General features: G+C 49.9%; 15 protein-coding genes. 14 read left to right on the top strand and 1 reads right to left on the bottom strand.

What is annotated here, in order from left to right:
- The first annotated feature begins 143 nt into the window (after positions 1-143).
- The 12 genes from AB1I50_RS06610 (at position 144) to hydF (ending at position 13,049) form a co-directional block, all read left to right on the top strand.
- The gene (locus AB1I50_RS06610) at positions 144-890 is read left to right on the top strand and encodes a septum site-determining protein MinD (RefSeq protein WP_407723254.1); all 747 of its coding nucleotides are present in this window, start codon (positions 144-146) and stop codon (positions 888-890) included.
- 33 nt (positions 891-923) lie between these two features.
- Positions 924-1,319, top strand: coding sequence for a methylglyoxal synthase (mgsA, locus tag AB1I50_RS06605; protein ID WP_407723253.1), 396 nt, complete (start codon positions 924-926; stop codon positions 1,317-1,319).
- Positions 1,320-1,447: 128 nt separating this feature from the next.
- Positions 1,448-2,743, top strand: a complete 1,296-nt coding sequence (gene hisS, locus AB1I50_RS06600; protein WP_407723252.1) for a histidine--tRNA ligase — start codon at positions 1,448-1,450, stop codon at positions 2,741-2,743.
- Between the two features lie 105 nt (positions 2,744-2,848).
- On the top strand, positions 2,849-4,633 hold the full coding sequence (gene aspS / locus AB1I50_RS06595; protein WP_407723251.1) for an aspartate--tRNA ligase: 1,785 nt from the start codon (positions 2,849-2,851) through the stop codon (positions 4,631-4,633).
- Position 4,634: 1 nt separating this feature from the next.
- Entirely contained in the window at positions 4,635-5,420 is a 786-nt protein-coding gene (locus AB1I50_RS06590) for a TIM44-like domain-containing protein (protein ID WP_407723250.1), read from the top strand.
- 121 nt (positions 5,421-5,541) lie between these two features.
- Positions 5,542-6,804, top strand: coding sequence for an SPFH domain-containing protein (locus tag AB1I50_RS06585; RefSeq protein ID WP_407723249.1), 1,263 nt, complete (start codon positions 5,542-5,544; stop codon positions 6,802-6,804).
- Between the two features lie 181 nt (positions 6,805-6,985).
- Positions 6,986-8,125 (top strand): TFIIB-type zinc ribbon-containing protein, encoded by a 1,140-nt coding sequence (locus AB1I50_RS06580; protein ID WP_407723248.1) that lies wholly within the window; start codon positions 6,986-6,988, stop codon positions 8,123-8,125.
- Complete coding sequence (locus AB1I50_RS06575) at positions 8,122-8,943, top strand: TPM domain-containing protein (protein WP_407723247.1); 822 nt, start codon at positions 8,122-8,124, stop codon at positions 8,941-8,943. The genes AB1I50_RS06580 and AB1I50_RS06575 overlap by 4 nt, the downstream gene beginning before the upstream one ends.
- 140 nt (positions 8,944-9,083) lie before the next feature.
- Positions 9,084-9,341, top strand: a complete 258-nt coding sequence (locus AB1I50_RS06570; RefSeq protein ID WP_407723246.1) for a TM1266 family iron-only hydrogenase system putative regulator — start codon at positions 9,084-9,086, stop codon at positions 9,339-9,341.
- A 1-nt stretch (position 9,342) separates the two neighbouring features.
- Positions 9,343-10,383 carry a [FeFe] hydrogenase H-cluster radical SAM maturase HydE gene (gene hydE, locus AB1I50_RS06565; protein WP_407723245.1) on the top strand — a complete coding sequence of 347 codons (1,041 nt, stop codon included), beginning with the start codon at positions 9,343-9,345 and terminating at the stop codon, positions 10,381-10,383.
- A gap of 23 nt (positions 10,384-10,406) precedes the next feature.
- Positions 10,407-11,834, top strand: coding sequence for a [FeFe] hydrogenase H-cluster radical SAM maturase HydG (gene hydG / locus AB1I50_RS06560; protein WP_407723244.1), 1,428 nt, complete (start codon positions 10,407-10,409; stop codon positions 11,832-11,834).
- A gap of 27 nt (positions 11,835-11,861) precedes the next feature.
- On the top strand, positions 11,862-13,049 hold the full coding sequence (hydF, locus tag AB1I50_RS06555; RefSeq protein ID WP_407723243.1) for a [FeFe] hydrogenase H-cluster maturation GTPase HydF: 1,188 nt from the start codon (positions 11,862-11,864) through the stop codon (positions 13,047-13,049).
- Positions 13,050-13,106: 57 nt separating this feature from the next.
- Here the strand turns inward: hydF and AB1I50_RS06550 are convergent, their stop codons facing one another.
- A complete protein-coding gene (locus tag AB1I50_RS06550) occupies positions 13,107-16,019 on the bottom strand; it encodes an alpha-amylase family glycosyl hydrolase (RefSeq protein WP_407725326.1) in 2,913 nt (970 codons plus the stop codon).
- A gap of 319 nt (positions 16,020-16,338) precedes the next feature.
- Here AB1I50_RS06550 and AB1I50_RS06545 point away from each other — a divergent pair, with 319 nt between their 5' ends.
- Entirely contained in the window at positions 16,339-17,262 is a 924-nt protein-coding gene (locus tag AB1I50_RS06545; RefSeq protein WP_407723242.1) for a DMT family transporter, read from the top strand.
- Positions 17,255-17,905 carry an HAD family hydrolase gene (locus tag AB1I50_RS06540; RefSeq protein ID WP_407723241.1) on the top strand — a complete coding sequence of 217 codons (651 nt, stop codon included), beginning with the start codon at positions 17,255-17,257 and terminating at the stop codon, positions 17,903-17,905. The genes AB1I50_RS06545 and AB1I50_RS06540 overlap by 8 nt, the downstream gene beginning before the upstream one ends.
- Positions 17,906-17,954: the final 49 nt, after the last annotated feature.

Here is a 17,954-nt window from a genome sequence, read left to right as displayed (position 1 = left end):
AAAAAAGTCGAAAACATACAATTTTAACTCAAAAATTATACACTATGCCTAAAATAATAACGTAAATTTTGTTTGATAAAATCAAACAGATTTGTTGCCCTTTCAAGTAATTTGTGATAAAATAGACAAGAGGTATTGTAATTATGAATAATGTAATCGTTGTTGCTTCGGGCAAAGGCGGTACCGGAAAGTCTACGGTGTGCATATGCTTATCCGTCGCTTTGGTAAAACAGGGCAAAAAGGTTCTGCTTATCGACTGCGACTGCGGAATGCGCGGACTTGACATTATGCTCGATATCGAGCAGGAAATTTTGTTTGACGCTTCCGACGCGGTCTGCGGTAACTGCTCATTTGGCGAGGCTGTATATAAAAGCAAACACAACGAAAATCTGTATCTTATGGCGGCGCCGTTCGACGCTGAAAACGAGCTGAGCCCGTCGGTATTTACCCAGCTTGTCGACGCCGTAAAGGATAATTTTGATTATGTAATAATAGATTCGCCCGCCGGAATCGGCTCGGGCTTTGTAACCGCCGCCGCTCCTGCGGACAGAGCGCTGGTTGTCGCCAACGCCGAGCCCACTAGCGTAAGGGGTGCGGTCAAGGTTAGGAACAAGCTCGACGCTCTCGGGGTAACGCAAAGCCGTCTGGTTATCAACCGCTTTGACAAAAAGCTGTTCAAAAAGCTCGGCTTTTATCCCGACCTTGACGCGGTAATCGACGCGGCGCAAACCCAGCTTATCGCTGTTGTTCCGTTCGATCTCAACATTTCGGTTGTAATGCAGCGCGGCGCGGCAGGTATAGATTTCGGCTATCATTTTTCGGCGTTTGACCGTCTTTCAAGCAGGCTTCAGGGAAGCTTGGTTCCGCTTGAACTAAAGGGTATGATTTAGAAGTTAATTTTAACGATTTGGAGGAATTTGGATATGAATATAGCGCTAATAGCACATGATGAGAAAAAGGAACTTATGGTGCAGTTCTGCATCGCTTACTGCGGCGTGCTCAGCCGCAACAACCTGTGCGCTACCGGCACTACCGGCAAGATGGTGTCTGAGGCAACAGGCCTGACAATCCAAAAATTCCTTGCAGGCTCGCAGGGCGGCAGCCAGCAGATTGCGGCTCGCATCTCCTGCAACGAGATTGATATGCTCCTGTTTTTCAGAGATCCGCTCAGCCCCAAGCCCAACGAGCCGAACGATATGAATATGCTCAGGCTCTGCGATATGCACAACATCCCCGTTGCTACCAATATCGCGACTGCCGAGGTTCTTATCCACGGTCTTGAGCGCGGCGATCTCGACTGGAGAAATATTCTTAAATAATCCCTTTTGGCAGGGTTTATTTGCTATGCTTAATTTTGTTTAATATCGGGTGGCGTAACGCTGCCCGATTATTGTGTATATAAGCTGTTTTTATGGAGTAAATTGAGTAAAACAACACGGAGGAATATATGGCACTGATAACGAAAAAAATCAAGGGCACAGAGGATGTTTTGCCGAAGCAAAGCTACCGCTGGCAGTTTATAGAAAAAATAATGCGCGAGGAATCCAAGGCGTATGGCTTTAAGGAAATACGCACACCGGTGTTTGAGCACACCGAGCTTTTCGCGCGCGGAGTGGGACAGACAACCGACGTTGTTCAAAAGGAGATGTACACCTTCACCACCAAGGGCGGCGAGAGCGTAACGCTCCGTCCTGAGGGTACGGCAGGCGCGGCAAGGGCGGTGCTTGAGCACGCGCTTGACAACGAAGGCCTGCCCATTAAGGCGAGCTATTTTGTCTCCTGCTACCGCTACGAAAAACCGCAGGCAGGCAGACTTAGGGAGTTCCACCAGTTCGGACTTGAGGAGTACGGCACTCAGTCACCTGCGGCAGACGCCGAATTGATCTGCGCGGCACAGTCGGTGCTCGACAGGCTCGGGCTCGACCAAATTCATTTGGAGCTCAATTCAATCGGCTGCCCCGAGTGCAGGGCAAAGTACAATCAGGCTTTAAGGGAGTATTTCGGTCAGTTTAAGGACAGGCTGTGCGACACCTGCCTTTCGCGCCTTGAAAAGAACCCCATGCGCCTGCTCGACTGCAAAAGCCCTCAGGATCAGGAGCTTGCAAAGGACGCGCCGAAGATTACCGACTACCTCTGCGAGGAGTGCGAAAACCACTTTTCCGAGGTTAAAAGATACCTCGACAGCGCAGGCGTCGAGTACACCGTAAATCCCAAAATCGTCCGCGGACTCGACTACTACACCAAGACCGTTTTTGAGTTTGTCACCGACTGCATCGGCGCTCAGGGCACTGTCTGCGGCGGCGGACGTTACGACGGACTGATCGAGGAGCTCGGCGGAAAGCATATGCCGTCCTTGGGCTTCGCGATGGGACTCGAACGACTTTTGATGGTTATGGACGCTCAGGGAATTGCCATTCCCGACGACGATAAATGCGCGCTGTACATTGCCACAATGGGCGACGACGCCAAGGTCAAGGCGTTCGAGCTGTTAAGGCGCGTGCGCGAGTGCGGACTGATTGCCGAGACTGACGTTGTTGGCAGAGGTCTGCGCGCTCAGATGAAGTACGCCGACAAAATCGGCGCGAAGTATTCGCTCGTTTTGGGCGACAACGAGCTCAGTGACAACAAGGCTAAGGTAAAGAATATGGAGACAGGTGAGCAGACCGAGCTTGCGCTTGACGAAAGCTTTGCCGAGAAGTTCTCGGTGCTCAACCTCACCGACAACAGCTCGTTCAGTATTTAAGTTTTTTGTGTTTTATGTATTTGTCTGTAGGGTTTGGTTTTGACCGAACCCTGCGGTAAATATGCTTTTGCATATTACAGAAGTGTTTTTTGGAGGAATCAGGAAATGGCAGAATATATGACAGGCTTAAAGCGTACAAATTATTGCGGAGACCTCAGAATTTCCGACGTCGGAAAAGAGGTTACCGTATGCGGCTGGGTTCAGCGCTGCCGCGATTTGGGACAGCTTATTTTTATTGATTTGCGCGACCGCACAGGCATTGTACAGCTCGCGTTCAACGACGAAACTGACAAGGAGGTTTTCGACAAGGCTTTTGCCTGCCGCAGCGAGTTCGTGCTCGCCGCAAAGGGCAAGGTTTGTGAGAGAAGCTCTAAAAATATGGAAATCCCCACTGGAGAGATTGAGATTGCGGTAGACGACCTCCGCGTACTCTCAAAGGCGCAGACCCCTCCGTTTGAGATTGTCGACAACACAAACACCAACGAGGAACTCAGGCTCAAGTACCGTTACCTCGACTTGCGCCGCAGACCGCTGCTCAACAACCTTATTACACGCAGTAAAATCTCAAAAACCGCGCGCGATTACTTTGCCGAGAACGGCTTTGTCGAGATTGAAACCCCGATGATGATTAAGTCAACCCCCGAAGGAGCCCGCGACTACCTTGTGCCGTCGCGTATTCATAACGGCAAGTTCTACGCGCTTCCGCAGTCGCCGCAAATTTACAAGCAGCTGCTTATGGTTTCGGGCTTTGACCGCTACATTCAGCTTGCGCGCTGCTTCCGCGACGAGGACTTGCGCGCCGACCGTCAGCCCGAATTTACACAGATAGATATGGAGCTTTCGTTTGTTGATGTAGAGGATATCCTCGAAATCAACGAAGGCCTGTTCAAAAGACTTTTTAAGGAAGTTTTAGGTCAGGAGCTCAAAATTCCCTTTGAGCGTATGACATACAAAGAAGCCGTTGAAAACTACGGCTCAGACAAGCCGGATATCCGCTTTGATATGAAAATTCAGGATATCTCGGATTTGGTTAAGGACTGCGGCTTCGGCGTGTTCACCTCAGCGATTGAAAACGGCGGTTCGGTACGCGCGATTGTCGCCAAAAACGCCGCCTCGGTCTACACCAGAAAAGAGATTGACAAGCTCACCGAGTACGTCAGAGGAATCGGTGCGAAGGGACTTGCGTATGTGCGCTGGGTAGACGAGCCGAACGCTTCGTTTAAGAAGTTTATGACCGAGGACGAGCTCGGCGCGATTTATGAGCGCCTCGGCGCTGAAAAAGGCGACGTAATTTTGATTGTCGCCGATAAAAACAGCACGGTGCTCTCAACCCTCGGCGCGCTCAGACTTAAAATCGCCAAAAGGCTCGAAATTATTCCCGATGAGTTTAAATTCCTCTGGATTGTTGACTTCCCGTTCTTTGAAAAGGACGAGGAAACAGGCGAGTGGATTGCGATGCACCACCCCTTTACAATGCCCAAGGAGGAGTGTATTCAGTACCTCGACACCGATCCGTCGAAGGTTATCGCCAAGGCGTTCGACCTCACGCTCAACGGCGTAGAGCTCTCGAGCGGTTCAATGCGTATCACAGACTACGAGCTTCAGCAAAAGATGTTCCGTGCGCTCACGCTCACCGACGAGGAGATTGAAGCAAAGTTCGGCTTCCTCGTAGAAGCCTACAAATACGGCGCTCCGCCGCACGGCGGAATGGGAATCGGCCTTGACCGAATTACAATGCTCATGTGTGGGGCTGATAACCTCCGCGATGTAACCGCCTTCCCCAAGGTTCAAAACGCAAGCGAGCTCATGTCGGCTTGTCCGTCGCCTGTAGACCAGGAGAGCCTCGATGTTCTCGGAATCTCAGTGAACGAGACCGAACAAGGAGAATAATATGTCATCCGCACTTTATTCGTTCATAGTACCGCTCGCGATTATCGCGATTTTGGCGGTCGTTATACTCGTCATATTTTTGTATATCCGCGGCAAGGTGCGCCGCTTTTCACGGGAAGCCTTCGGCACGAGCGACATCGTAAAGGCGGCAAAGGAGATTGAAAAATCTTCCGAGTCCGCGCGCGCAATCCACGGAATGACGGATATTTACCTGCCGCAAATTCAAAAGGATTTTCCCGAATTTGACTACGAGGTTTTCGTCGGCAGGGTAGAGGGCGTGCTCAAAAGCTACTTCGCGGCGATTACCGCGAGGGATGTTTCAAAGCTTACCTCCGACTGCTCCGATTCGATGAAGAACACAACGCTCGGCATTATCAGAAATCTTGAAGCAAATCAACTGACGCGCAAAATCAGCGACGTCACAATCCACCAGACCGAAATCGCAAGATACGAAAAGGACGGCAAGACCGTCACTATCCTCTTTAATACCTCGGTAGGTCATTATGATGTTACGCGGAACGAGCAGGGCAAGATTGTCTCGGGCTCTGAGGAGAAAAAACGCCAGACGGTTTATGACGTTGCGCTTGTTTACGCTCAGGATGTTGCGAAGATGTCAAGCTACAACGCCACCGCTCTCGGCATAAACTGCCCCAACTGCGGCGCTCCCATAACAAACCTCGGTAACAAGTTCTGCGAGTACTGCGGAACGGGTATCCGCGAAATCAACGTCCGTTCGTGGAGCTTTGAGTACGTCAAAGAGGAAAAGGTAACAAGCAAACCGTATTGATTTTAACGGTATACAAAATTTGTAAAAATCATTGCAATTTTACTTGCAATATATTATTATAATATTGTAAATAATAGAGGGGAAGCATAACCCTCAAATAACCAATAAAGGAGTTTTTATTATGGGTATTATTAAGGCTGCGATAAACGCGGTAACAGGCGCTCTTGCCGATACATGGCTTGAAGTCATCGAATCCGCCCCGATGGGCAATAACGACGTTATTGTTCCCGGCCAGGCGGTTGACCAAAAGGGCAGAAGCCAGAACAAAAAGGGCGGCGAAAACCTCGTTTCAAACGGTTCAATCATTCATGTTCTCGACAACCAGTTTATGATTTTGGTTGACGGCGGCAAAATTGTTGACTACACCGCAACAGCCGGTTACTACAAGGTTGACAACAGCGCGCTTCCCTCACTCTTTAACGGCCAGTTTGGCGACTCCATCAAGGAGAGCTTCAGCCGTATCAAGTACGGCGGAATTTCCTCAACCTCGCAGAGAGTTTTCTTCCTCAACCTGCAGGAAATCAGAGGAATTAAGTTTGGCACACAGAACCCCGTTCAGTATTTCGACAACTTCTACGAGTCAGAGCTGTTTATGCGTCTGCACGGTACATACTCAATCAAAATCACCGACCCGTTCAAGTTCTATATGGAGGTAATCCCGAGAGAGGTTATCACCAACAACCAAAAATTTACCTTCGCAATGCCTGCTATCCAGCAGTTTAATGACGAGTTCGTGTCAGAGCTCGGCACTGCGTTTAACCAGTATTCGGCAGACGGCTTCCGCGTAAGTCACATCGCTTCAAAGACAAAGGAAATGGGCAAGTACATGGCTGACGCCCTTGACGAGGACTGGAACCAGCTCAGAGGCTTCCAGGTTACCTCTGTAGGTATGCAGCCCCCGGCTTACGACGAAGAAAGCCAGAAGATTGTTACCGAGCGCAGCAAGATGGCTTCTCAGGTCAGCTACCTCAAGGACGCCGCAAACCAGCAGGCATACATGGCAAAGAGCGTCGGAGAAGGTATCAGCGGCGCTGGCAACAACCCCGGCGGCGCGGCTATCGGCTTTATGGGTATGAACATGGCTCAGAACATGGGCGCAGGCGTAATGGGCAACTATATGCAAAATCCCCAGTACGGCAACCAGCAGCAGTACGCTCAGCCTCAGCAGCAACAGCCCCAACCTCAGCAGCAGGCTCCTCAGCAGGCGGCTCCTGCACAGGGCGGCTGGACATGCGAATGTGGTGCTGTTAATCAGGGCAAGTTCTGCTCAGAGTGCGGCAAGGCTAAGCCCGAAGCTCCCAAAAAGCGCTTCTGCACAAACTGCGGCGCGGAGCTTTCACCCACAACAAAATTCTGCCCTGAGTGCGGAACAAAAGCAGAGTAATTGAGCTAATGAGCTAAATTGCCGCGTTGCGGCAGCTAAATTGTTTCCTTGCGGAAACAGCTAAATTATTTCACTTCGCTCAATAGCTGGTTTATATAATAGCTTGCGGAGCAAATTTAGCTACGGCGAGAGCTGTAATTTAGCTCGCGACAGCGAATTTAGCTCTCCAACGGAGAATATTATGGCTACATTAAATTATAAATGTCCAAAATGCGGCGGACCGCTGCAGTTTAATCCCGAAAAACAGATGTTCAGCTGCGAGTACTGCTTCTCTGACTTTACCGAGCAGGAGGTTCAGCAGCGTTACTCCGAGCGTGAACAGCAGACTACCAAGGACGAGCGCGACGTAGAGTACGCCGCCAAGCAAAAGGCAGAGGCCGAGAAGCAGGGCTTTGAGGGCGACGATTATCCGGTGTCCTACTCCTGCCCCAGCTGCGGTGCCGAGATTATCACCACAGCCTCAACAGCGGCTACCCACTGCGTATACTGTCAAAACCCGGTTGTTTTGGGCGGCAGACTTTCGGGTGAGTTCAAGCCCGACACCGTTATCCCCTTTGCAATCGACAAAAAGAAGGCAACCGACGTCTTTTTGAATATGTGCAAAAAGAAGTGGTTTTTGCCGAAGGGCTTTACGTCGTCCAAACAGTTTGAAAAAATGCAGGGCGTTTACTTCCCCTATTGGTACGTTGACGAGCAAATGCGCTCAAGCGTAACCGCCACCGGCCAGACCGAGAGAACATGGACGTCCGGCAACCGCAGATATACCGAGACCAGCACCTACCGCCTTTACAGAACCGGCGATATTTTAATTCAGAATGTTGCCGAAAACGCCCTCAAAATTACCGAGGAAAACAGCGTTAAGGCGGACATCAAGGTGTCGCAAAAGACAAAGCAGGAAATGCTCTCCTGCGTTCACCCCTTTGATTTAAGCAAGCAAAGACCGTTTGCAATGAGCTACCTTTCGGGCTTTCAGGCTGAGAAAAGGGATATTGAAAAGCAGGATTTGACCGCCGTTATCGCTCAGCGAATGGACGAGTACGCGACAACTTTGCTAAAAAACACAATGAACGGCTACTCGGGCATTTCGATAGAAGATTATAACGACGAGACCTTTAAGCAGGATTGGCGCTACACCCTTTTGCCCGTATGGATTGTCACCTACAAGTTTAACGGACAGCTTTTGCCCTTCGCCATCAACGGCCAGACAGGCAAAACCTACGGCAAGCTTCCTATCGCTCTTGGCAAGGTAATCGGTATCGCGGCGGTTATCGCTGTGATAATATTTGCATTAGCTACGTTGGGAGGTATGTTGTTCTTATGATTAAACAGCTTTCCAAACGGTTTTCGGCGGTTATCTGCGTTGTGATGATTCTGACAATATCGGTTATGCCGGTATTCGCTCAGAACAGCTATTCAATTAATTACGCCGTTACCGACGACTCAAACATTTTTACATCCGAACAGTTTGCAGACCTCTGCACCTCGGCCGAAGCCGCAGGCAAGCAGGCAGGCTTTCAGGTGGCCGTCCACACCGACGACAAGAACATTGATTCGTCGGAGATGGATACCTATTATAATAAGTATCACGATTCCGACTCTAAATATCAGCCTGACGGCGTAATGCTCGTGTTTGACACCAAGTCAAATAACAGGGTGATTCTCACCTACGGCAAGGCGGAAAAGTACTTTGACGACGCGCGTATGGACGCGCTTAAGTCTACGCTTAAGCCCGCCCTTAACTCAGGCGATAACTACCAGGCGGCAAAGCTTTATGTCGCCAAGGTTCAGGAGTATGTAACCGCAGGCGTTTCGGGCAACGGCACATATAACAACGTCGTTCAAACTCCAACCGAAAAGAGCAACGAGCCGAAAATCCTTCAGTCGCTCAAAAAGTTCGGCTGGATCGGCGGAATCGCGGGCGTTATTATCGCGATTATCTTTGTCGCTGTCAATGTCGGAAGATATAAGTACAACGGCAAGAGCGGCACATACGACCTCAACAAAAACAGTCAGATAACTTTGCTTGACAGTCAGGACGTGTTTGTGAGCAAGCACACTACCTACACTACCATCCAATCTTCATCTAACAATTCATCCTCGGGCGGAAGCTCCTCTCACGGCAGTAGCGGCTCGTTCTAAATTAAATAATCTGTTCCTGACGAGGAAACTCATTTGACTTGACTCCGAAGATAACATCAAAAAGGGCTAATGCCCTTACTGTGTTTATTTTGCGGCGTCATTTTGGCGCCGCTTTTACTTTTAAAATAGGAAAGATAACTATGGAAAACACAACCGAAAACCGCGTTGCGGTAATCAGCATAATCGTTGAACAACCTCAGTGCGTAAACGAAATAAACGAAATTCTCCACTCCGCGTCCGAATACATCATCGGCAGAATGGGCATACCCTACAGAGAGAAGAATATCAACATCATCAGCGTTGTAATCGACGCTCCCGTAAACATTATAAACAACGTCTCAGGCAAGCTTGGCAGGCTTGAAGGCGCAACCGCCAAAACGGCGTATTCAAAAGTGTAATATGGAAGTAACAGGCATAATAGAAAAAATCGAAAAGCAAAAAACCGCCTCAAAAGAGGAGCTCACGTTTTTGCTCGAAAATATAACCGACGACGAGCTTGAAGTTCTGCGCAAAAAGGCGCAGAAAACCGCGCTTCAAAGCTTTGGCAAGAGCATATATATCCGCGGACTTATCGAGCTGTCAAGTTACTGCAAAAACGACTGCTATTACTGCGGAATCCGCCGCTCAAACAAAAACGCCGTGCGTTACCGCCTGAGCGAGGAACAAATTTTGGACTGCTGCAAGACAGGCTATGCCCTCGGGTTCAGAACCTTTGTTTTGCAGGGCGGCGACGACCCGTACTACACCGACGAGCGGATGTGCAAAATCGTCAGAGAGATAAAGAAAAATTACCCCGACTGCGCGGTAACACTCTCCCTCGGTGAACGCGGAAAAGAGAGCTTTAAAAAACTTTTTGAAGCAGGCGCGGACAGATACCTTCTGCGGCACGAAACCGCAAATCCCGGACACTATAAAAAGCTTCATCCGCCCGAAATGAGCTACGAAAACCGCATTAAATCGCTCTATGAGTTAAAGGAAATAGGCTTTCAGACCGGCGCCGGCTTTATGGTCGGCTCACCGTTCCAGACGTATGAGGATTTGGCAAACGACCTGCTGTTTATAGGCGAGCTTAAACCGCAAATGTGTGGAATAGGGCCGTTTGTTCCGCACCACGACACACAGTTTGCCGACAAGCCTCAGGGCAGCTTGCGATTAACGCTGACCTTGCTCTCACTCATTCGGCTTATGAACCCAAAAATTTTGCTGCCGGCGACAACCGCCCTCGGCACAATCGCCCACAACGGCAGAGAGCTCGGAATTTTGCACGGCGCAAACGTCGTAATGCCGAACCTCTCGCCCTCGGAGCACAGGGCGGACTACTCGCTCTACGACAACAAAATCTGCACCGGAGACGAGGCGGCGGAGTGTATTCGCTGTCTGTCACTGAGAATGAAATCAATCGGCTATAACATCGTCACCGACCGCGGCGACTATAAATAATCAAGCATATAAGGAGAATAAAAATGGCAATCTACAATCCAAAATCACTAAAGGCAGAGGAATTTATTAACGACGGCGAAATCCTCGACTCATTAAAATACGCCGACGAAAACAAGGATAACCTCGCCCTTATTGATGAAATTATCGAAAAGGCAAAGCTCAGAAAGGGCATTACCCACCGCGAGGCAAGCGTGCTGCTCGCCTGCGAAAACGAGGAAAAAATCAAGGAAATTTACGCCCTTGCCGAGCAGATTAAAAAGGACTTTTACGGCGACCGTATTGTAATGTTCGCGCCTCTCTACCTCTCAAACTACTGCGTAAACGGCTGCGTTTACTGCCCCTACCACCTTAAGAACAAGCACATCTGCCGCAAAAAGCTGACTCAGGAGGAGGTTAAGGCTGAGGTTATCGCGCTTCAGGATATGGGACATAAGCGCCTTGCGATTGAGGCAGGCGAGGATCCGGTCAACAATCCGATTGAGTACATCCTCGAGTGCATTGACACCATCTACTCAATCAAGCATAAAAACGGCGCAATCCGCCGCGTTAACGTAAACATCGCCGCCACCACCGTCGAGAACTACAAAAAGCTCCACGACGCAGGAATCGGCACATACATCCTCTTCCAGGAGACCTACAACAAAAAGAGCTACGAGGAGCTTCACCCCACAGGCCCGAAGCACAACTACGATTACCACACCGAGGCGATGGATCGCGCTATGGAGGGCGGCATTGACGACGTAGGCTTGGGCGTACTCTTCGGACTTGAGCTTTACCGCTACGAGCTCGCAGGACTTCTCATGCACGCAGAGCACCTCGAGGCGGTTCACGGCGTAGGCCCTCACACAATCAGCGTGCCGAGAATCAAGGCGGCTGACGACATTGACCCCGACGAGTTTGACAACGGAATTGACGATGAAACCTTCGCTAAAATCATCGCGATTATCCGCATCGCCGTGCCGTACACGGGTATGATTATCTCCACCAGAGAGTCCAAGAGCGTCCGCGAAAAGGCTCTCCGCCTCGGAATTTCGCAAATCAGCGGCGGCTCGCGCACCAGCGTGGGCGGCTATGTTGAGGAGGAGGACGAGGAAGAAAACTCCGCCCAGTTCGACGTCTCCGACCGCCGTACCCTCGACGAGGTAGTAAGGTGGCTTATGGAGCTCGGCTATATTCCGTCGTTCTGCACCGCCTGCTACCGTGAGGGCAGAACAGGCGACCGCTTCATGGCGCTGTGCAAGAGCGGACAAATCCAAAACTGCTGCCACCCCAACGCGCTTATGACTCTCGAGGAGTACCTCATGGACTACGCAAGCCCCGAAACGCGCGAAATCGGCGAGAAGATTATAGAAAAAGAACTCCTCAACATTCCCAAGGAGAAGGTTCGAAACATCGCAAAGAACTACATTGAGGAGATTAAAAAGGACGGCAAGCGAGACTTCCGTTTCTGATATATATGTATATTTGTGGAGTTTAATATGAGCCTTAACTCAACGCCGGTATCCGAGCGGATACACATCGGCTTTTTCGGCAGGCGCAACGCCGGCAAATCGAGCGTTGTAAACGCCGTGACAAACCAGCAAATCTCGGTTGTGTCCGACGTAAAGGGCACAACCACCGACCCCGTGACAAAGACAATGGAGCTCCTTCCCATGGGCCCTGTCGTGATAATCGACACGCCCGGCTTTGACGACGAAGGAGCACTCGGTGAACAGCGCGTTAAGCGCACAAAGCAGGTGCTAAACCGCGTTGACGTCGCGGTTTTGATAGTTGACGGCACAGTCGGCAAAACCGCCGCAGACGATGAGCTTATCAACCTGTTTAAGTCAAAGCAAATCCCCTTTGTCATCGCCTACAACAAGTGCGATTTGACGGACAAAACCTATGCCGACGGAATTTCTGTCAGCGCGGTCGAAAATATTAATATAAACCTTTTAAAAGAGACAATCGCGCGCCTCGGAAAAACCGAGAACACGCGCGTGATTTGCTCAGACTTGGTAAACGAAGGCGACCTTACGGTTTTGGTAATTCCAATCGACACCGCCGCTCCAAAGGGCAGGCTTATCTTGCCGCAGCAGCAGACGATCCGCGACCTGCTCGACACAGGCGCAACAGCCTTAATGGTGCGCGATACCGAGCTCGAAGCAACTCTCAAAAGTCTCGGAACAAAGCCGTCGCTTGTGATAACCGACAGCCAGGTGTTCCATAAGGTAAAGGATATCGTTCCCGACGACATCCGCCTGACCTCGTTTTCAATTTTAATGGCGCGGTACAAGGGCTTTCTCGAAACCGCGGTAAAAGGCGCGGCGGCGATTGACCGCCTGCAGGACGGCGACAAGGTATTAATCGCCGAGGGCTGCACCCACCACCGCCAGTGCGACGACATCGGCACGGTAAAAATTCCTCGCTGGCTCAAGCAGCGCACGCAAAAGGACATTATAATAGAAACCGCGTCGGGCAAGGGCTTCCCCGAGGATTTGTCGCCCTACAAGCTGATAATCCACTGCGGCGGCTGTATGCTAAACGAAAAAGAGGTTCAGTACCGCCGCAAATTCGCAGAGGACAGCGCCGTGCCGTTCACAAACTACGGCATAACCATCGCCCATATGCAGGGGATTTTAAAACGCACACTAAGCGTTTTCCCTGACCTCGAAAAGTTAATTTAAATAAGACAAAGGCTAACCTCTGATTAAAAGGTTAGCCTTAAGCTTATGCTATTAAGTTTAAGCGTTTACGTATGTGCCTGTGAGCTTTAAGTCCTCGTTGAACTCAGCGGCGTATTTCTGAATCAGCGTAGCGTCGGCTACGGAGATAATTTTGTCGCCGTTGCAGTCGCCTGCAAGTTTTTCCTTTGCGTTAAAGGTAGTCAGCTCGGCTGCGCATCTCTGAACTACGGTAGCGTCAGCTACGGAAACAATGCCGTCAAAGTTAACGTCGCCTACAAGAACCTTGTCCTTATCGTCGCTTGTTGAGGGCTGAGTCGGAGTAACCTCAGCGTCGGAGTATTTTTCCCAAGCGCCGTTGCGGTAGATGTAATCCGCGCCGGGAATGGTTTGGTTAAATGTCTGGTTGCCGCCGTTATCGCTGAAGATACACATATCGTGATCGGTGGGGATGGTGGCCATGTAAACATTGTCCTTGTATTTCTTCATCGGAATACCCGGCCATGTGTCCTCACCGTTATCGGTCTTTGAACGCCAATAATAGATGTAGGGATTGGAGAAGTTGTTACTGCTGTTGTCAAAGTAAACGTTGTAGGTGTCAGCCGGCGGATCTGTCTGGTCGGGATCGGCTGTTTCTCCGTTGTAATCCGTCCATTTTTCTCCGTAAGAGAAGAGCTTGTTTGTCTCCTGAATCTCAAGACCTTTTTGCTGTGCGCCGGGGTATTGATTGTTGCCGTTGCTGCTGAAGATTACCAGTCCGTTTTCGAGATTGTCGGGCAGTTCATATACATAAAAGCCTGTGCTCTTGTCGTAATCCATATTTACGCCCGGCCAGTCAGCGTTGCTGACAACATTGCCGGATGAATCCTCGGTGTAAACATACGCCGTAACGGGGCTCCATTTGTACTTTGTGTTGTCAAAGTAAATTTTTACTACCGCATTGGGGTCTTTTCTCTTGAAGTTAAACGGTTTTGTGATTGTTTCGGTTGAGTTTGTCGCGGTCATAGTTACCGTAAATACCTCGCCGAGGTCAATTCCGTCGCCGATAGAGAATTTCTGTCCGTCAACAACCCTGAACGCCGTTCCGCCGTTTACGGAAACCATAGCGTAGTCAGCGCCGCGGAGAGAAACGGTAACTTCCTCTGAATCGTAGAAGGAGTAGTCGCCCTTAAGGCTCATGCTGATTGTGAGCATAGGACCTTCAATAAGGATTGTGCCGTTAGCTCCTGAATTAAAGGTAGCCTTGCCGTTAGTTACAACAGCCGTTGTGCCGTCGTAAGCGTTTGTAACGGTCTTGCCGTTCTGCCAGATTGATGAAACGTCAACGGCAATAGACTTGTTAGCCGGAGCGCCGATTGTGCAGATAACGCCGTCCGAGGTCATACCGTCGTCGTAGCTTCTCGAGAATGTATATCCGGTTGAGGAGTTGTAGGCGGTAATCTGCTGATGGTCGCCTGCGCCTACCGCAACGTGGTTGCTTCTGAACTTGCCGACCTTTTGCCAGTGGGCAAGTGTTTTTGAGTCGAGCGATCTCCAGTTCATATCACTTCTCAGCGAATGACCGCTGCCGCCGTTGCCGTCAAAGTTCATACCAGGAACAAGCGGACGGTTGCTCTCATCGCCGTAGAAAATCTGAATCGCGCCGGGCATAAGCTGGAACGCCGAGCCCTGATAAATCAGGTTGCTTCTCGCGAGGTTAGAGTCGTGCGAGGAGATGTATGTAAGAGCGTTAAAGCCCTTCTGATTGTTGATTGTTGACGCGTAGTTCTGGTAAATTCCGTTTATGCCCTCAACTCCGTTAACACCCGAGCCTGAGAACGAGAAGTTAATCATAGAGTCAAAGCCGCCGTCGCTGTAGTAGTGGCTGTAGCCTAGGCCGTGTCCCCATGCCTCTCCGGTCATCCAGAAGTCCTCGTCCCAGTTAGCTCCCGGGCTGTTGGGATTGTTCTGACGCCAGGTCTTAAGAGCCGATACGCAGCTTGTCTTAAGCTTCTTCCAAGAAGCGTCTTCAACGTGCTTTGCAGTGTCGCAGCGGAAGCCGTCAACGCCGTAGGTTGAAACCCACTCGGAAAGCCACTTTACAAGGTAGTTAGATACGGTGTCGGAGCTGCCGTATTTGCTGAGCTTTGTTTTGTAAGTGCCCTCGCCCTGCCACTTGGTTTTGAGGAAGGTGGGAATCGAAACAGGGCTTGTGGACTCCGTCTTAAAGTCGGGAAGTCCGGCAAGGCACATCTCGATGTCTCCGCCGCCGCCCGTTGAATATCCGGGAAGGCCGCTTCTAACCCAGCCTGAGCCCCACCATCTGCCCCAGTCGGAGGCGGATTCATCGTAGTTGATATAGTCGTGCAGGCCGTTAACACCGGTAATCTTGTAAAGATATGACTGAGCCGCGGATTTGTCCTTAAAGGTACCGAAGTTGTACTGGAGCATATCCTTGATTGTGTTGTAGCCGGCGTGGTTCATAACGATATCCATAACAACGCGGATGCCGTGCTGATGCGCGGTGTCTACCATTGTCTTGAACTCAGCCTTTGTACCGAAGTTGGCGTCGGTCTCGGTGTAGTCAAGAACATAGTAGCCGTGGTATGAATAGTGGGCAAAATCCTGTCCTTCGCCTGGGGTAACGTAGCCGTGAATCTGCTCGTAAGGAGCGGAAATCCAGATGGCGCTTACGCCGAGGTTGTCAAAGTAACCCTCGTTAATCTTCTTTGTAATTCCGGCAAAGTCGCCGCCGTGGAACGTACCGGGGTTGGTGTTCCAGCCGGAAATTGCCTTACCGCTCGAGTCGGTAGCTCTGCCGTAGGAATGGTCGTTTGAAGTGTTTCCGTTGTAGAAACGGTCGGTGAGTAGGAAATACACGGAAGCGTTGTCCCATGTAAAGTCGTCAGCGCCGTCAAGCGGCGAGGTTCTGTTGTACCCTGCGGCTTCGCCCTCATCGGCAGCGGCGTTTGCGGGAATTGTAAACGCTGTCATCGTAGCCAAAAGAGCAATGCACAGGAGTACAGAGATAAATCTCTTTTTTATTTCAAAACTTCCTTTCTAAATTATTTGCGTAAAAATGCCGCAAATTCATTCATTATAATTATAACATTTTGGTAAATTATTTCAAGTATGTAACCGGATTTTTGTGTGCGTGGCCGTGACGATTTATTTATATAAAAATTCGGTTTTCTTCGTGCATTATGTAGATTTGACAATTTTATAACAAAGTTTTCGGAGAATAAAATTATATTGAAATGTGTTTGCGGTTTGTGTTATTATATGTATAAGTTGTAATTAGAGAAGGATTTTTATGATAGAAAAGCTGCTGAAAAACAGAATATTTGCCTATGTTGCCGCGGTGTTCTGTACATTGCTGTGGGGCACGGCTTTTCCGTTTATAAAGCTCGGCTACGCCGAGTTTGAGGTGGCGGACGGCGACATCGGAACAAAGCTCGTCTTTGCCGGAGCACGGTTTTTGATAGCCGGAATAATGGTGTATATTTTCTGCTGCTTCAAAGAACGCAGGATGACGCTTATCAAAAAGGACGAGCTGTTGCCGGTCATAAAACTGGGGCTTGTCCAGACAGCGGCGCAGTATCTATTTACATATATAGGTATCGGTTTCACCAGCGGCACGTCGACCTCGATAATCACCGCCTGCGCGTCGTTTATAACTGTAGGCTTAGCGGCGCTGTTCTTTAAGGAGAAGATTACGGTTGTAAAAATTTTGGGCTGTGCGCTCGGCTTTGCAGGAGTTTTGGCAATCAATAACTTCGGCTTCGGCGGGGGAGGAACGCTTTTCGGTGACGTGATGATTTTCTGCTCGACCGTCTGCGCGGCGTTTGGAAATATCATTGCGAAAAAATCCGCAGGAAAAGTTGACCCCGTAAGGCTCACGGCGTTTCAGCTTATCGCAGGGTCGCTCGTTTTGCTCGCCGCAGGACTGATAATGGGCGGCGGACTGAACCTTGCGAAAGGAAACGGAGTTCTGATTTTGCTCTGGCTCGCGTTTGTCTCGGCGGCGGCGTTCACGATTTGGACAGCGCTGTTGAAGTATCATCCGGCAGGCAAAATCTCGGTTTTCAATTTGCTCGTTCCGGTGTTCGGTACGGTTTTGTCGGGAGTAGTTCTCCGCGAGGACATTTTGAGGATAGAAACATTTTTGGCTTTAGCGCTGATTTCACTTGGAATTTTTCTCGTTAATTATAATAAAAGGAGCAGGGAAGATGATTAAAGGTGTAATTTCAGATATGGACGGCGTAATTCTCGACAGCGAAAAGCTGTATGTGCGCTTTTGGTGCGAGGCAGGCAATTTTTACGGCTATCCCATGCAAAAGTTTCACGCGCTGAGTATCCGCTCAATGGCAAGACCGTATGCGATTAAACGCTTGCAGGGATTTTTCGGAGAAGATTTCGACTATGACAAGGTTCGTAATAAGCGCGTCGAGCTGATGGACAGCTTTGTCGAGAAAAACGGAATTGAAGCTAAGTCCGGAGCGGAAACGCTTTTGCGCTATTTAAAGGAAAAAGGCATAAAAACAGCCCTGGCAACCGCTACTCCGGTCGACAGAGCAAAGAAATACCTTGATATGGTGGGATTGTTAGAGTGTTTTGACGAGGTTTGCAGTGCGAGGATGGTAGAGCACGGCAAGCCTGCGCCCGATATATATTTGTATGCCGCGGAAAAGCTGAAGCTTGCGCCGAAGGACTGCATAGCGCTCGAGGATTCGCCAAACGGAATTCGCTCGGCAAACGCGGCAGGTTGTAAAACGGTGATGGTTCCCGACCTCGACCAACCGACAGAGGAGATTAAGCCCCTGCTGTTCGACATAGCGAACGGTTTGGAGGATGTTATTAGGATAGCGGAGACTTGCTGAAAATTATAAGTCGAGAACAGTTTGAATAACATCAAACGTATAAAGAAGA

It is taken from the genome of Ruminococcus sp. NATIVEDY161 (genome assembly GCF_045819895.1).
In the GTDB taxonomy this organism is placed as follows: Bacteria; Bacillota; Clostridia; order Oscillospirales; family Acutalibacteraceae; genus Ruminococcoides.
The sequence above is the reverse complement of the archived record's forward strand: the minus strand, read 5'-3'. Positions and strand labels throughout refer to the sequence as shown.

Coding starts and splice junctions, on each gene's coding strand:
- AB1I50_RS06610 (WP_407723254.1), top strand. CDS start 144: ATGAATAATGTAATCGTTGTTGCTTCGGGCAAAGGCGGTACCGGAAAG.
- mgsA (WP_407723253.1), top strand. CDS start 924: ATGAATATAGCGCTAATAGCACATGATGAGAAAAAGGAACTTATGGTG.
- hisS (WP_407723252.1), top strand. CDS start 1,448: ATGGCACTGATAACGAAAAAAATCAAGGGCACAGAGGATGTTTTGCCG.
- aspS (WP_407723251.1), top strand. CDS start 2,849: ATGGCAGAATATATGACAGGCTTAAAGCGTACAAATTATTGCGGAGAC.
- AB1I50_RS06590 (WP_407723250.1), top strand. CDS start 4,635: ATGTCATCCGCACTTTATTCGTTCATAGTACCGCTCGCGATTATCGCG.
- AB1I50_RS06585 (WP_407723249.1), top strand. CDS start 5,542: ATGGGTATTATTAAGGCTGCGATAAACGCGGTAACAGGCGCTCTTGCC.
- AB1I50_RS06580 (WP_407723248.1), top strand. CDS start 6,986: ATGGCTACATTAAATTATAAATGTCCAAAATGCGGCGGACCGCTGCAG.
- AB1I50_RS06575 (WP_407723247.1), top strand. CDS start 8,122: ATGATTAAACAGCTTTCCAAACGGTTTTCGGCGGTTATCTGCGTTGTG.
- AB1I50_RS06570 (WP_407723246.1), top strand. CDS start 9,084: ATGGAAAACACAACCGAAAACCGCGTTGCGGTAATCAGCATAATCGTT.
- hydE (WP_407723245.1), top strand. CDS start 9,343: ATGGAAGTAACAGGCATAATAGAAAAAATCGAAAAGCAAAAAACCGCC.
- hydG (WP_407723244.1), top strand. CDS start 10,407: ATGGCAATCTACAATCCAAAATCACTAAAGGCAGAGGAATTTATTAAC.
- hydF (WP_407723243.1), top strand. CDS start 11,862: ATGAGCCTTAACTCAACGCCGGTATCCGAGCGGATACACATCGGCTTT.
- AB1I50_RS06550 (WP_407725326.1), bottom strand. CDS start 16,019: ATGACAGCGTTTACAATTCCCGCAAACGCCGCTGCCGATGAGGGCGAA.
- AB1I50_RS06545 (WP_407723242.1), top strand. CDS start 16,339: ATGATAGAAAAGCTGCTGAAAAACAGAATATTTGCCTATGTTGCCGCG.
- AB1I50_RS06540 (WP_407723241.1), top strand. CDS start 17,255: ATGATTAAAGGTGTAATTTCAGATATGGACGGCGTAATTCTCGACAGC.